The organism is Acinetobacter endophylla, assembly GCF_053543775.1.
In genome coordinates this window covers 59,567-73,579 of sequence record NZ_JBLVOM010000316.1, presented here as the reverse complement: position 1 = coordinate 73,579, position 14,013 = coordinate 59,567, and the positions used below count along the sequence as shown (strand labels likewise).

13 protein-coding genes and 3 pseudogenes are annotated in these 14,013 nt (G+C 44.8%); 10 read left to right on the top strand and 6 right to left on the bottom strand.

From position 1 onward, the window contains the following. Positions 1–36 precede the first annotated feature (36 nt). Positions 37–1,098: an ArsO family NAD(P)H-dependent flavin-containing monooxygenase gene (locus ACNPNW_RS18270; RefSeq protein WP_420937417.1), complete on the top strand. Its 1,062-nt coding sequence runs from the start codon at positions 37–39 to the stop codon at positions 1,096–1,098. Between the two features lie 114 nt (positions 1,099–1,212). Here the strand turns inward: ACNPNW_RS18270 and ACNPNW_RS18265 are convergent, their stop codons facing one another. The 4 genes and pseudogenes from ACNPNW_RS18265 to ACNPNW_RS18250 form a co-directional block, all read right to left on the bottom strand. Beyond that, complete coding sequence (locus ACNPNW_RS18265; protein WP_420937416.1) at positions 1,213–2,196, bottom strand: potassium channel family protein; 984 nt, start codon at positions 2,194–2,196, stop codon at positions 1,213–1,215. Between the two features lie 174 nt (positions 2,197–2,370). After that, positions 2,371–2,517: pseudogene (locus ACNPNW_RS18260) on the bottom strand (IS5/IS1182 family transposase); the annotation flags it as partial. A 324-nt stretch (positions 2,518–2,841) separates the two neighbouring features. Next, entirely contained in the window at positions 2,842–4,227 is a 1,386-nt protein-coding gene (locus ACNPNW_RS18255; RefSeq protein WP_420937415.1) for a sensor histidine kinase, read from the bottom strand. Continuing rightward, entirely contained in the window at positions 4,220–4,894 is a 675-nt protein-coding gene (locus tag ACNPNW_RS18250) for a response regulator (protein ID WP_420937414.1), read from the bottom strand. Before ACNPNW_RS18250 ends, ACNPNW_RS18255 begins: the two co-directional genes overlap by 8 nt. Positions 4,895–5,002: 108 nt before the next feature. Between ACNPNW_RS18250 and ACNPNW_RS18245 the strand changes: the two genes are divergently transcribed. The 4 genes from ACNPNW_RS18245 to ACNPNW_RS18230 all read left to right on the top strand — a co-directional run bounded on the left by ACNPNW_RS18245 (position 5,003) and on the right by ACNPNW_RS18230 (position 9,013). Beyond that, a complete protein-coding gene (locus ACNPNW_RS18245; protein WP_420937413.1) occupies positions 5,003–6,940 on the top strand; it encodes a protein-disulfide reductase DsbD in 1,938 nt (645 codons plus the stop codon). Next, on the top strand, positions 6,937–7,785 hold the full coding sequence (locus tag ACNPNW_RS18240; protein WP_420937412.1) for a prolipoprotein diacylglyceryl transferase family protein: 849 nt from the start codon (positions 6,937–6,939) through the stop codon (positions 7,783–7,785). Before ACNPNW_RS18245 ends, ACNPNW_RS18240 begins: the two co-directional genes overlap by 4 nt. A 17-nt stretch (positions 7,786–7,802) precedes the next feature. Next, the gene (dsbG, locus tag ACNPNW_RS18235) at positions 7,803–8,543 is read left to right on the top strand and encodes a thiol:disulfide interchange protein DsbG (RefSeq protein ID WP_348939813.1); all 741 of its coding nucleotides are present in this window, start codon (positions 7,803–7,805) and stop codon (positions 8,541–8,543) included. Between the two features lie 107 nt (positions 8,544–8,650). Beyond that, positions 8,651–9,013, top strand: a complete 363-nt coding sequence (locus ACNPNW_RS18230) for a YidH family protein (protein WP_004646570.1) — start codon at positions 8,651–8,653, stop codon at positions 9,011–9,013. Here the strand turns inward: ACNPNW_RS18230 and ACNPNW_RS18225 are convergent. After that, the gene (locus tag ACNPNW_RS18225) at positions 9,010–9,330 is read right to left on the bottom strand and encodes an ArsR/SmtB family transcription factor (protein ID WP_004810630.1); all 321 of its coding nucleotides are present in this window, start codon (positions 9,328–9,330) and stop codon (positions 9,010–9,012) included. The two genes, ACNPNW_RS18230 and ACNPNW_RS18225, sit on opposite strands and share 4 nt — an antisense overlap. A 120-nt stretch (positions 9,331–9,450) precedes the next feature. On the opposite strand from ACNPNW_RS18225, the gene ACNPNW_RS18220 reads away from it, so the two are divergent. From ACNPNW_RS18220 to ACNPNW_RS18205, 4 genes and pseudogenes are all read left to right on the top strand, one after another. Continuing rightward, positions 9,451–9,867, top strand: a complete 417-nt coding sequence (locus ACNPNW_RS18220) for a YeeE/YedE family protein (protein WP_016659403.1) — start codon at positions 9,451–9,453, stop codon at positions 9,865–9,867. Position 9,868: 1 nt separating this feature from the next. Next, positions 9,869–10,285, top strand: coding sequence for a DUF6691 family protein (locus ACNPNW_RS18215; RefSeq protein WP_005404969.1), 417 nt, complete (start codon positions 9,869–9,871; stop codon positions 10,283–10,285). Positions 10,286–10,287: 2 nt separating this feature from the next. Beyond that, positions 10,288–11,160: an MBL fold metallo-hydrolase gene (locus tag ACNPNW_RS18210; protein ID WP_420937411.1), complete on the top strand. Its 873-nt coding sequence runs from the start codon at positions 10,288–10,290 to the stop codon at positions 11,158–11,160. Between the two features lie 68 nt (positions 11,161–11,228). After that, positions 11,229–12,011 (top strand): annotated as a pseudogene (locus ACNPNW_RS18205) (sulfite exporter TauE/SafE family protein). Positions 12,012–12,179: 168 nt separating this feature from the next. Here the strand turns inward: ACNPNW_RS18205 and ACNPNW_RS18200 are convergent. Continuing rightward, positions 12,180–12,710, bottom strand: a pseudogene (locus ACNPNW_RS18200) (transposase); the annotation flags it as partial. A 220-nt stretch (positions 12,711–12,930) separates the two neighbouring features. Here ACNPNW_RS18200 and ACNPNW_RS18195 point away from each other — a divergent pair. Continuing rightward, positions 12,931–13,968 carry a metallophosphoesterase gene (locus tag ACNPNW_RS18195; RefSeq protein WP_420937410.1) on the top strand — a complete coding sequence of 346 codons (1,038 nt, stop codon included), beginning with the start codon at positions 12,931–12,933 and terminating at the stop codon, positions 13,966–13,968. The last annotated feature ends 45 nt before the right edge of the window (positions 13,969–14,013 follow it).

The window sequence follows — 14,013 nt, the reverse complement described above, 5'->3', positions numbered from 1 at the left end:
TTTATTTGATGACAATAAAGAAGGGGGGGGAATATTTTGGCTCAATTACAAGCTGAAGTTGATGTGATCATCATCGGTGCTGGACAGGCCGGTTTGTCCACAGCTTATTTCTTAAAGCGCAAGAACATTCCGTTTATCATCCTGGATGATCAGCCTCAGCCTGGAGGTGCCTGGCAGCATGCCTGGGAGTCCTTGCGTCTTTTCTCCCCGAATAGCTGGAGTTCGCTGTCAGGCTGGATGATGCCGGCGACCGAACAGACCTATCCGACCCGCAATGAGGTGATCGATTATTTGACCGCCTATGAGCAGCGCTATCACTTTCCTGTAGTTCGTCCGGTGCGTGTGGAACGCGTGGAAAGTAAGGGCCAGTATTTAGAGGTTTATGCCGGGGAACAATCCTGGAAAGCCAAAGCGGTGGTAAGCGCTACAGGGACATGGAGCCAACCATTTATTCCCGAGTATGCCGGCCGTGAGCATTTTCAGGGCGTACAACTGCATTCCGCAGATTATAAAAATGCTGAGTTATTTAAAACCAAGAAAGTCATGGTGGTGGGTGGCGGTAACTCTGGTGCACAAATCTTGGCAGAAGTATCTCAGGTGGCCGAAACGCTTTGGATCACCCAGACACCACCGCAATTTCTGGCAGATGATGTCGATGGCCGTGTCCTGTTCTTAAGGGCGACCGAGCGTTTGAAAGCCCAGCAGCAAGGCAGAAAGATCGAGCAGCCCATTGGTGGTCTGGGCGATATTGTCATGATTGATTCAGTCAAAGAGGCACGTGAGCGAGGCGTTTTACAGAGCAAGCGTCCATTTTCGTCTTTTACCGAACATGGCGTGAGGTGGGAAGATGGCAGCACCGCGCAAGTGGATGCAGTGATCTGGTGTACCGGATTTAAGGCGGCGCTGAATCATCTTAGCAGCCTCGGGATTATCCAGCAGGACCAGACCATCGCAGTGAAGGATGGCCGCTCGGTTCAGCTGCCGAATTTATGGCTGGTCGGTTATGGTGAATGGACCGGTGCTGCTTCGGCAACGCTAGTCGGTGTTTCCCGAACAGCCCGGGCAGTGGCGGAAGACATCGCTGCATTTTTGGCCTGAGATGATTTGATCCTGCTCTAAATGAGCAGATGGAGTGAATAGCATCGGCCTGCAACAAGTATCATATCCTGTGGGCTGATGCTGGTGATGATACGCTTGTATTGCCGTTCGAATTTAATCAGGTAACTTATGCCCACAGTGCGGACAAAAGAAATATTTATTTTTTTCCTGCTCGAGTTGTTCTTTCTTGCGCTCATGAATAAGTTCTAACAGAATATCCTGCATTTGCTCTGTGCTTAGCCCGACTTCTTTACGTAAAGTTTCAATTTTTTCTTGATCTTCAATCAAGTCAATTTCTGCGTCATCGAGCAGTTCACGAAATCTTAATTCCAGCTTGTGCTTGCGTTGTCTCAGCTCATTTGCCAGACCATTTGCCAGAATACCGGCGGGAAGTGCAGCCAGACCCACCCCTAAAATGGTAATTAAAGCCCCCAGAAAGCGGCCTAAGGGGGTGATTGGTGTCACATCGCCATAGCCGACTGTGGTCAGCGTCACCACTGCCCACCACATGGACGCAGGGATGGAGCTAAAGACTTCCGGTTGCGCCTTGTTTTCAACCACATATACCCCAGCCGCCGCGATGATGATCATGATCAGCAGGATAAAAATAACCGCCTGAAATGAGCCCTTTTCGCGCTTGATCACCCGCAATAAAATTTGCAGGGAGACAAAATAACGGGTCAATTTGAGTAATCTGAATAATCGAAGGATTCGCAGGTAGCGTAAATCGAGATGTACAAAGAAATTAATATAGGCTGGGAGAATCGCCAACAGGTCAATGATGGCACCGCCACTGCGGATCCATAACCATCGGTTTTTCCATGCACCTTCAAAGGAGTCTTTTTCGGCAATGGCCCAAAATCTTAATAAATATTCCAGGGTAAAAATAAAAATCGAGAATAATTCAAAGGCATCAAACAGCAGCTGATAGGATTGATAGAGGTCATTGATCGATTCAAGTAAAATAGCAGCAGTATTCCCAATAATCAATATAATCAGAAATATATTGATGATACGACTTAAGATGCTTTCGTGTTCTTCATTATGCAAATTGTCATAAATAAATCTGCGAAGCTTATACCAGGCCTTGAATTCCATAACAGTGCATTACGGTGCGATAAGATGCTTTGAGTTTAGCGCAAGCCTGGGCATCAAAAGGAAATTTTTAAAAAATTAATCAGAACTGTGGGGCGGTGATTATCCTGGATTTTTAGGGCTAAAGCGAGTGTGCACGACTCTAAAATACCCAAAGCGTTCTTGTAAATCTCGCTACAGAATACTTGAACGATACCGATACAATACTGCTTCAACAAATAGTCTGTTGTCTTTGGCAGTTACTCAAACAGTACTTGCTCGTCTGGGTAACAGATCCTTAATCTGTTCCCACTGATCATCTCTTAATGCATAGCGTTTAGTCATGAAAAAATAATGAGGACAGATTAGATTTTCTCAAGCTAATTGATGATAGGCCCTAGTTGCATCAAGTGATCTTTTACCTCTGGCGTTTTTGTTTTCATAGAGGGGTTTTATTATTTTTATACTTGTCTCTATGCTAAAAATTAAAACTGTGTTGTGATCGCCTGATCAGAACATTGGGAATACATCGAGGGTTTTTGTTGGAAAAAGTGTGTTTTTAAAAAATAAGAAAGAATGATTTAAAATAGTAAGTGTTAGATAGTTTCTTGAAAATTCGATATTTTTATCAATAGAAATCTCTTTGGTTTTTAGCCATATTGTATTTTTTTATGTCCAAGCTTGCAGGTCACGCTTAGACACGCCGTACTTGATTTCAATGCGGAGCCCATAGGGTCGAAGGGCATTGAAAGAGAGCTGGTAGCCATACTGTTTTAACAGGTTAGCGGTCAATGCCAGTCCCAGACCATGGCCATGCTGCTGAGCAGATTTGCGCCAGAAGCGTTGTCCTAAATGTTGGATATCCTCGGCTGTAAGTTGTTGTCCATCATCTTCAATTACCAGGTAATCAGACTGCATGGAAATCCAGATATGGGCAGCTTGTGCATGTAGCAGTGCATTTTCAAGCAGATTTTTCAGTACCGTATACAGCACAAATTCAGGTAGCTGAATTTCGCCTAGACTTTCCCAGTCTACCTGTATTTTTTCATTCATTTCTGGATAGCGTGTACTTAAGTCTGCAAGCACCTTCTCAAGCGTGGGGCGAAGCCAGATGGCTTCAGGCATTGCTTGGATACTGTTTTCTGATTGGGTCAGCAATAAAAGCTGCTCGAGTAACAGCGTATAACGCCGGATACTCTCATTGGCCTGCTGCAAATTGTGCTGAATGGATTCAGGCAGGTGCTGCTGCTGACCGATCAGCTGGGCCAGTTGTACATGGGTTTTAATTGCGGTCAGGGGACTGCGTAATTCATGTGCAGCATAGGCACTAAAGGCTTTCTCCTGTTGCAGACTGTCATTGAGTTTCTGAATCAACTGTGTGGAATTGTTGACAAAAGGCTGTACTTCCTGAGGAATGCTTGCAGGCTTGAGCTGCATTAAAAAATCTGCCGCCTCTGAATAGCTAAGGTTTTTCTGGTTCAGGTATTGACTGAGCTGATCCAAAGGCCGGAACTGTCTGCGGATAATAAAGATGATCAGGGCAATACAGATCAACAATGAGAAGATCAAGGGAACCAGTACGGACTGCAGGATCTGCTGTAGTAAGGTATCCCTCAACAACATGCGTTCTGCCGCCACCACCTGAATATCACCACGACGCAGGACATAACTGCGCCATTCCGTATCACCCTGCTGCCAGGTGCTGAATCCTTCTGGTCGCTGGCTTAAATTTTTGGGGGCACCGCGTGTTTTGGCAATCACCTGATTGCCTACCGAGATGTCAGAGCTAAAAAGAGAAACTTCACAGGCAATTAGCTGGTTTGCATCATCATTCTTGGCTAATTTGGATAAGGTTGCATCCCCCAGACTATCCAGCGGTAACTGCTGAATCAGCCGGGCAACCATTTGCGCAGATGCCGATAAGCGTTGATCCAGCGTGTCTTGTAAGCGTTGTTTCAGGTCAATATACAGCCATGAAAATACCGCACTCCACAGCACAATAAACACGGCCAAAAGACTCATGACCAAACGCCATTTCAAGCTGTGACTAAACATGACGATGCTCAAACGGTTTGAAAATATATCCCACACCGCGAACGGTCTGAATCAAGTCTGGATGCAGTTTTTGTCTCAGGTGATAAATGTGTACATTCAGGGCATTGCTCTCGATAGCGTCCTGAAAACCATAGAGCTTGTCAATAAGCTGTTCATTTTTCAGGATCTGGTTGGGGTGGCTCATCAGGGTTTCCAGCAGGCTGAATTCACGGCGAGATAAATTTACGGTCTGGTCTTGATAGGTCACAGTCTGGGTATCCCGGTTCAGAACCAGTTCATCAAATTGCAGTGTATTCGAGGCAAAGCCGCGGTGGCGACGGGTGAGGGCATGAATCCGGGCAATCAGTTCATCCAGTTCAAAGGGTTTGGTCAGGTAGTCATCGGCACCGGCATTCAGGGCCTGAACACACTGATCGGTCCGTAGCCGCGCCGTCAATACCAGTACCGGGAGATCAATCTGGTCGCATCGCCAGCTATGCAGCAGCTCCAGGCCATCCTGATCCGGCAGGCCTAAATCCAGTAAACACAAATCGACTGCACTATGCCGAATAAAATAATCTGCAGCACGTGCGTGACTGACATGCTCCACTGAAATATTCAGATAGTTCAGAGCAGCACAAATGCTCTGTGCGATATAGGGATCATCCTCAACCAATACAATAAACATAGAACATCCTGATCAAACTGCCATTATTTTATAAATGATTTGGGCTGTTAATGTTGCCTTAATTTTAGTTTTTCAATAATACAGTCCTAACAGGAGGAGAGCAGCTGGATGTTGAAGTGGATATTGGGTGCCGTGATTGGTGGTGGAATCATGACGGGAACTGCACATGCCGACTTTTTACCACCAGATCAGGCATTTCAGTTTCAGGTGGTTTCTACAAGTCAGGATCAGGCAGAGCTTAGCTGGAAAATCGCAGATGGTTATTATCTGTATCATGACCAGCTTAAAGTGTCTTCTCAGCAGACCCCAGTCAAGTTGGCATTGCCCAAACCTGAAGACAAAGATGATCCCAATTTCGGTTTGACTCAGGTGCATTATGGGCAAGTCAAAACCAATATGAATGTCCAGCCCAACCAGCAGTTTGCGGTGCAGTGGCAGGGCTGTGCAGAAAGCGGTTTATGTTATCCGGTGCAACGCACCACAGTAAAAACTGATGCAGATGGTTTATTTCCAGCGCAAAACCTGAGCAAAACACCAAAACTGCTGGCCAGCACTGCACAGCCAGAAGCAAATGACAAGATTCTGACCGCCCAGAAAGATAAACTAGAGGCTATAGGGAAAATTCCAAGTGCAGATCAAGCACTGACTGAAGAAAAGGTGGAGAAAGTGCAAGTCGCTGCAGTTTCCGACCCTGTGGTGCAGCCTGAGACGGGATTAGCAGAGAAAAACGACCAGCTCATTGCAGACCCTAAAAATCAAACTTCGTCAGCAGGCATGAATAGCCAGTGGAACAATGACCAGTATTTTTTAAGTTTGCTGTCGGAACAAGGTCTGTTAATTAATGCACTGATTTTTCTCGGGCTTGGCATTCTGCTGGCATTTTTACCGTGTTCTTTACCTTTAATTCCAATTTTAACGGGAATTCTGGTCCAGCAGCACCGGGGCTACCGTGCTGCACTGATTGCACTGGTCTTTGTTTTCGGTATGGCACTGGTGTATGCGATCATGGGACTTGCTGTGGCACAGCTCGGTTACAGTTTTCAGCGCTGGTTTCAAAGTCCCGTATTCATCAGTATTTTTAGCATTCTGTTTGTTTTGTTCGCGCTCAATCTGTTTGGAACATTTCAGCTGTCCTTACCCCAAGGAATGTTACAGCGGCTGGATCAATGGCAGCAAAAGCAGAAGGGCGGCACGCTGATTGGTGCTGGTTTCATGGGGATGATCGCCGCACTGATTGTAGGGCCATGTATGAGTGCACCGTTGGCCGGTGCCTTAATCTATGTGTCTCAGCTCAATCAGCCGATACTGGGCGCCAGTTATCTGTTTGTCTTAGGCCTTGGGCTGGGCTTGCCGCTATTTATTGCTGCCGTATTTGGGTCCCATCTTTTACCCAAACCTGGCATCTGGATGGATCGCCTGAAGTTCAGTTTTGGTTTTGTCATGCTGGCTCTGGCCTTGTATTTCGCCCGGCCCCTATTGCCCGGCATTTTATACCTGAGCCTTTTGGGGGTGGTACTGATCACCTGTTCAGGCTACTTCTTGTTCAAGATGCTGCCCCATGTGCATCGGTCTGTATCGAAAATAGTCCTGATGCTGCTCAGTGGTTTACTGGTCTATGCAGGAGGCATACAGCTCTATCATGTCTGGAGTCAGGTACAGGTGGCCCATGTAGAATCACGGCTTGAATGGCAGAAGGTCAGTACAGCCGCAAAATTACAACAGGTTTTAGCCAAACATCCTGCACAGCCGGTGGTGATTGATGTCTATGCAGACTGGTGTGTGGCCTGTCAACCGATTGAAAAGGAAGTGATTCCACGTAGTGATGTCCAGGCGGCTTTACAAAATGTGGTTCGTATCAAATTAGACCTGACCCACTATCATCCAAGTCAGGATGAGCTGCTAAAAGAATGGCAAATCCTCGGTCCACCCACTTTCATATTTTTAAATGCAGCGCATCAGGAGCAGCGTGAGTTGCGCTTGACCGGAAGCTTTAGTGCGGCACATTTACTAGGCACATTGCAGCAACTACAAGGGGAGCAACCATGATGATTTCCAGTGATGCGCTGCATCTGGGACCTTTGATGTTGCCCTGGACACTTATTATTGTTGCCACTGGCTTGATGCTGTTATCTGCCCTCCTGTTTGGATTAGCCAGAAAGTATTCATGGTCTAAACAGCTGCTTGGACAAAGTCAGGATTTGCTCTGGAGCAGTTTTTTGCTAGGGATGCTGGGTGCACGTCTTGTTTTCGTTCTGCTCAATGCCGAGCTGTATTTTGCAGCACCCATCGACATACTGAAAATCCAGGACAAAGGTTTTCATTTATGGGGCGGGGTGCTGATTGGTACTTTGTGGTATGTCATTCGAAACAGACAGCTGCAGACCCGATTCAAAGCCATCTTGTTGCTCATATTGGTACTCTGGATCGGGCTTGGACTCGCGTTCAAATCCAGTCTAAAAACTGAAGCAGCGTTTCCTGATCTAGCCTTTGCTGGACTAGAACAGGAGCGTCTGGGTACAGACAAGATTCCACTCAGCCAATTCATTGGCCAGCCCACGGTAATTAATTTGTGGGCGAGCTGGTGTCCGCCGTGTCATCGCGAAATGCCGGTGTTGGCCAAAGCAGCCAAGCAATATCCTCAAGTGAATTTTGTCATGCTGAATCAGGGTGAGGAGGTAGCCACCGTAAATGCCTATTTAAGAAAACATCAGTTTCAATTTAAACATGTCCTGCTGGACCCATATGGTGAACTGCCACAGCAGATGAATAGTTTTGGCCTGCCAACGACGCTGTTTTTTAATGCTCAAGGCCAGCTGGTCGAGCGGCATATGGGGGAACTCAGTCCGGCTATGTTGCAGCAATATTTAAACAGAATTTCAGATCAACCTTAAAAACGGAAGGACTTAGTATGAACAAAATTTACCGGGTGTTTGGTGCAGGCATGTTCCTGATCATGAGCATGCATACGCAGGCAAATATTAAGCAGAATATTGAAAAACAGGGTTTTGTGTTTGTAAAACAGATTCCAGCACCTCAAGGAATGACTGGCTGGGTGGGGCATGAAGACCAGTACTCCAATACGCTATTTATCTCCAACGATGATAAATATTATATCAAGGGCGAACTGTTTGATGCGCAAGGGAAAAGCCTTTCCAATGAGCAGATTGAAAAGCATATGAAAAAAGCGGTATTGGACGATGTCTGGAAAACCCTGGAAAAATCGACCTGGATTCAGGATGGCAAGCCAGATGCACCACGGGTGGTCTATGTCTTTTCCGATCCCAATTGTCCATATTGCTATAAATTCTGGCAATCGGCTCGGCCTTGGGTCGAATCAGGCAAGGTACAGCTGCGTCATATTCAGGTCGGTGTGATCCGTGAAGAAAGCCGTGGTCAGGTGGCAACATTGTTAATGTCGAAAAATCCAGCAGCAGTTTTTAATGATATAAACAAGAATAAAGGCAAAAAGCAGCTCAAGAAAATGGCAAAGATTCCTGCAGAAATTGCTGCAAAAATTGATGCCAATCAGGCCTTGATGGGGAAATACGGCTTTTTCTCCACACCGTCGATGGCCTGGAAAAACAATCAGGGTGAATTTAAATCTACTCAAGGCCTGGCGATGGATGTCAAGGAAATTTTTGAACAATAATATTTTAACTGCATGATAGAAAAGTAATTTTTACTTAAAACATCTATACATGATAGGGAGACAGATTAACATTGGTGGATAGGTTAAGCATGAAGAGCAGATAAGAAATGTCAAATTTGGATGATCCACGGGTACTGCTTGCTTTGGAACGAACCGCTCTGGCGTGGAACCGGAGTGGTTTGGCATTAATTGCTTTTGGTTTTGTGATTGAAAAATCCAACCTGCTAGTGCAACTGGTGGACCCAGACACTTATGCACAGAAAATAGCTTATTCACAATGGCTGGGAATTGCGGTGATTGTATTTGGTATGTTGGTGAATTTCGCCTCAATCCTGCAATATCGACGGGGTTTGACATCACTGCGACCGCCGGAATTTATTGAAGGTTATTACACCCAGTATCCCGTATGGCTAAATCTGTTTACTGCTTTTAGCGGACTGCTTCTGATCATTTCTTTTTGGCTGCACTAAGAAGAGGGCTGGGCGCAATACAGCTCGTACAGCTTTTGCATCAGGCTCAAGACCTTGGGATCACTCAGACGATAGAAAATCTGTTTGCCCTCACGTCGGGTGCCAACCATGTCGGCCTTACGCAGTACAGTCAGCTGTTGTGAAAGTGTAGGTTGATGAATATCGGTAGATTCTTCAATTTCCTGAACATTCATTTCCCCGTCGACTAAGATACATAAGATTTTCAGACGATCAGGATTGGCTAAAACTTTTAGGCATTGGCTGACGAAATCGACCTGTGAAAAATCAATTTTGGCATTTGCAGCAATCATATCCATAAATGTCCTCACAACTTTTGATGTAGCCCGTGCAGTTTACATAATTTACCATAAAACTGCTTGATTATTATTTTTTATTATATAATATAAAAAAGTATATTGTATAGGGATTAATTCATCATGCATGACTTCCTCATCGCATTTATTGGCGGCTTAATGCTCGGGCTTTCCGTAGTTGGTTATCTTTACGTCAATGGCCGTATTGCAGGAATCAGTGGTTTGATTGGGCAGGTATTAAACTCAAAAACCATGTTTAAAACGCCTGCAATCTGGTTTTTATTAGGCTTGATCCTCACACCGTTTATTTATGGTCTGTTTGTACAACCTGAAATCGAATTGAATGCCAGCCCACTGATGATGATTGTGGCAGGTCTGCTAGTGGGCTTTGGGACACGCTTAGGTTCGGGCTGTACCAGTGGTCACGGAATTTGTGGCATCAGTCGCCTGTCTAAGCGTTCTATCATCGCGACCATGACTTTCATGTTTGCAGGTTTTGTCGCTGTTTATATTATCCGTCATATCACAGGAGCATTCTAAAATGAAAAATGTGTTTGCCTTTTTATTTGGTGCGCTGTTCTCTGTGGGATTGATGGTATCGGGCATGTCCAATCCGGAAAAAGTACTCGATTTCCTGGATCTGTTTGGCGATTGGGATGCCAGTCTGGCCTTTGTCATGATGGGCGCGATTGCGGTAGCCTTTATTCCCTTCCAGAAAGCATTACGTACGGCGCAACCGAAAACAGTATTTAATGAACCTATTGATTTACCTAAAAATAATCAGATAGATAAAAAACTGATCACGGGTGCGGTTTTATTTGGTGCAGGTTGGGGCATTGCCGGCATCTGTCCGGCGCCAAGTTTCACCTTGATCGGTTTGGGCCACTATCAAGTGCTCTATTTTATTGTAGCAATGCTGGTGGGTGTATGGATTCACCGTAAATGGTCAGGAGCTTAACGATGTCAAACTTACCTATAGTAAAAGATTTTTTTCACGAAGATACCAATACCTTCAGTTATGTTGTACGTGATCCGGCGACCAAAGCCTGCGCCATTATTGATAGCGTTCTGGATTATGATCCGGCATCAGCAAGTACCTCAACTATTCATGCCGATAAAATTATTGCTTATATTAAAGAGCAGGGTTTAACGGTCGAGTGGATTCTGGAAACCCATGTCCATGCTGATCATCTGACTGCAGCGCAATATCTCAAAGCTGAGTTAGGTGGCAAGATTGCCATGAGCCAGAAAATTGGTATTGTTCAGGAAACTTTTGGCGCGATTTATCATCTGGATATTAAACAATGGAATGCCCAGCAGCTCTTTGATTATTTATTTGAAGATCATGAGTCGTTCCAAATCGGAACATTGAAAGCCTATAACATTCCAACACCGGGACATACTCCCGCTTGCCTGAGTTATGTGATTGGTGATGCGGTTTTTGTGGGTGATACCCTGTTTATGCCAGATTATGGTACAGCACGTTGTGACTTTCCGCGTGGCAGTGCAGAACAGCTTTATGATTCGGTACAAAGCCTGTTTCAGTTGCCAGAAGATACCCGGGTTTTTTTATGTCATGACTATTTGCCTGAAACACGTGAATCCTATGTGTGTGAATCTGATATACAGACACAAAAGACACAGAATATTCATATTCATCAGGGAATCAGTAAAACTGAATTTGCTCAGATGCGAAATCAGCGGGATTCAGGACTGAGTATGCCTAAACTGATTCTACCGGCGATTCAGATCAATATGAAAGCAGGGCAGTTTCCTGAGCCAGAAGAAAATGGTGTTTCTTACCTCAAGCTTCCTCTTAACTACTTCAAATAAGCTTGTGTCGTGATTCAACAAAAAGTTCAACCTTTATTGAATCACTTTTGTGGATAAGGGAGAGGGCGATGTGGGCATTAATACTTGAAGGGCTGGTTATCGGAGTGCTATTGGGTTTGACTGGTGCCGGTGGCGGTATTCTGGCTGTACCGGCACTGATGGCGAGTCAGGGTTGGACCGTGGCCCAAGCTGCGCCGGTGGGATTGCTTGCAGTCACGCTGTCCGCCTTGGTCGGAACGTTCGAGGGTTTGTTCAAGCGTATTGTGCGTTATCGTGCTGCGCTCTGGATCGCGCTGATCAGTATTCCTTCAGCCCGTTATGGCGTACATCTGGCTGATATCGTTTCTCCGGTCTGGCTAACGCTGGCTTTCAGTCTGGTGATGCTGATTGTGGCTTACCGGATCTTCTTTAATAAAGTGACCGATCATGGCAATGCACCGTGCAAGGTCAATCAAACCACCGGTCGTCTGATCTGAAATGTCAAAACTGCTTCGTTCCTAGCAGGTATTGGTGTCGTGGCAGGTTTATTATCCGGGCTGTGGGGGGTGGGGGGTGGTTTTGTCATTGTTCCAGCCCTGCGTAAATTCACCGACCTTGATATGCGCAGTATCGTTGCGACTTCCCTGATGATTATTTTTCTGATTGGTGGGGTGAGTATTTCTGCACACGTGCTGGATGGCTTTCAATATCCTGTTTCGGTTACGCTGACTTTTGTTCTGGCCTGTATTGCGGGGATATTAATTGGACGCAGTCTGATGCAGCGGATTGACAGTAACAAGGTACAGAAAATATTTGCCACTACCGTGGTTGGGGTAGCGATGTATTTAATCTATTCAGCGCTCATGGGCTAAATAGCCAGTTGGAAATTTAAACTCAAACGCTTTCAATCTACCTGAGCATCGTTTATACAAAATATAATTTTAATGGCCGAGGAAGAATGAAAATGATGAAAACTGCAGAGCAATTGATCCAGAATGCAAAAAGCCGGATTCAGGAAGTCAGCGTAAATGAACTGTTTGAAGCGATGCAAAACCATCAACCAATTGCTCAACCATTTTTATGTCAGCAACATGTCCATTCGATAAAGCAGAACAACTAATTTCACCAAATTGGTTCATCACGATATGTAATTTACAGCCATAAAACCAACCCATAGAACTTTTGCCACGTGATGCGATTTGGGCTAATGATTTATGGCATTGAATACGTTGATTTTTACAAACAGGTAGCGTTGTTGAATCAATCTATAAGTATTGTTTATCTTTGCCTTTCATCAAAGCTACATACAGGGCATGTAATGCTAATTCATGCCTATTGATCAAGTGAATCATGCGTTGGCAGCAAGGCAAGTGCTTAAATAAAAAGCTTTTATCCAGCTTTAGCCATGTAAAAAAGGCTTTGAAATTATTGAAATGAGAACATTTGTACCAAATGGTGATAAAGCAGATTTCTGAAATTGTGAGCTGAGCATTTCTGATTCTTAGAGAATGATGACTTTGTTTGAGGAACTTCCAATAAGTTGCTTCAAATTTAAGAAAGAAATCATCAATTAAGCAGAATCGGTACTATTGAACATCAGGACTAGAGTTGTGAGTTTGGTTTGGTAACTCAACTGATGGCTCTAGTCCTCTTATTTTTCAAGTCAATTTCTTATCCGTGATTCGGGTTAAATTATTTAAATGATGATTCATTCTGTATTCAGATCTTCATAAATTTAAAGGATACTTATTAGGGATATATTCTGTTTTAGACTTAATTCAGGATGCATAAATGAAGTACTCATTTATACAGCAGGCTTTCACTGGTCCCGTGGACATCGTAGGGGATATTCATGGTGAGATTGCCGCGCTGGAACAACTGATCCAGGTATTAGGTTATGACCGGAATGGTCATCATCCAGAACAGCGCAAACTAATTTTTGTCGGTGATCTATGTGACCGGGGGCAAGACAGTGTTGCGGTGATCAAACGCGTCAAACAGCTGGTAGATGAAGGCTATGCACAATGTGTGATGGGTAATCATGAATTGAACCTATTGACCGATACTTTGCGGGAAGGCAATGGCTGGTTTTTTGGTTCACCGCATCAGGATGATCTGAAACCTTTTGATTCGATCCAAGCCTCAATCAAAGATCGACAATGGATTCTGGATTTTTTAAATAGCTTACCGTTGGCTTTGGAGTCGGAGCAGCTGCGTGTTGTACATGCCTGTTGGCATCAAGGATCAATTGATCAATTACGCAATTCTGGTTTTACTTCGCTTGGCGAAGCCTATGCTGATTTCGTTCAACATACAGCGCTGGATCTGCAAGCCTTAGGTATTAATGAATTCATCCAGATAGAGCAGCAACGCTACCAACACCAGTTCAAAGACCCGGCTACAACTTTACCTTTATTGCAACATCTCGCAGAAAAAGAGCTACGTGAGCAAATGCACAATCCGATTCGGGTCATTACTTCTGGTGCGGAAAAAATCGCCTTAGAACCGATTTATGCCGGTGGAAGGTGGCGGATGATCGACCGCGTGCCATGGTGGGACAGCTATACCGACCAAATTCCAGTCATTACTGGACATTATTGGCGGAACTTTAAATCTACTGAAGAAAAAACCGGTTTACTCAAATCGATCGATGCACTGCAATGGTATGGACAGCAACAAAACGTATTTTGTGTGGATTATTCAGTGGGTAAACGCTATCTCGATCGTCAACAGGGTGTCGCGTTCAGACATCGACTCGGCGCCTTAAGATTTCCAGAAAATATCTTGAGCTTTGAAGATGGCAATCAGTATTCAGTTCAGCGGTTCTGAGAAAAGGCAATTTTCTGATACAAAAAAAGCAGCTTTTCCAGCCGC